Origin of the sequence: Gaetbulibacter sp. NE (genome assembly GCF_025548475.1) — a bacterium.
Lineage (GTDB): Bacteria > Bacteroidota > Bacteroidia > Flavobacteriales > Flavobacteriaceae > Gaetbulibacter_B > Gaetbulibacter_B jejuensis.
On record NZ_JAOQHY010000034.1, the window covers coordinates 1 to 641 of the forward strand.

1 protein-coding gene is annotated in these 641 nt (G+C 37.6%); it reads right to left on the minus strand.

Annotated features, from left to right (window positions below; genetic code table 11):
* Nucleotides 1-641 (minus strand): hypothetical protein (locus OD803_RS14480; RefSeq protein WP_262734065.1); only part of this gene is annotated, 641 nt, incomplete at both ends.

A 641-nucleotide genomic window follows, 5' to 3' on the forward strand; every position in this document is an offset into this window, starting at 1 on the left:
GCAGCTGGTGCTGGTAATACAGTTACTGTTTTTGTAGCTGTAATTTCTCTTTGACAATCGTCAACATATGTCCAAGTTACTTGTAACTCTCCACCACATTCTGTATAGCTTCCACTTAACTCACCTTCTACTTCTCCTGAAATAGAACAAGCTTTAGTTTCTGCATTGTTGTTGTATGATAAATACCCAGCTGTATAAGTTGCAGCTTCATCACAAGTGATTTCTTCATCTGTTACTGACTCGAAAGATGCCATTGGTGCTGGCTCAACTGTTACTGTTTTACTTGTTGTTATCTCTCTTTGACAGTCATCAACATATGTCCAAGTTACCAATAACTCTCCACCACACTCTGTATAGCTTCCTGTAATTACTCCTTCTACTTTTCCTGAAATGTAGCATGACTTTGTTTCTGCTCCATTATTATAGGTTAAGAATCCAGCTGAGTAAGATCCTGCTTCATCACAAGAAATTACTTCATCTTCTACTGGTGCAAATTCTGCAACTGGTGCTGGTAATACTGTTATTGTTTTACTAGCTGTGATTTGACGATTACAATCATCAGTATATGTCCAAGTTGCTATTAACTCTCCACCACATTCTGTGTAGCTTCCTGTAATTACTCCTTTTACTTTTCCTGAAAT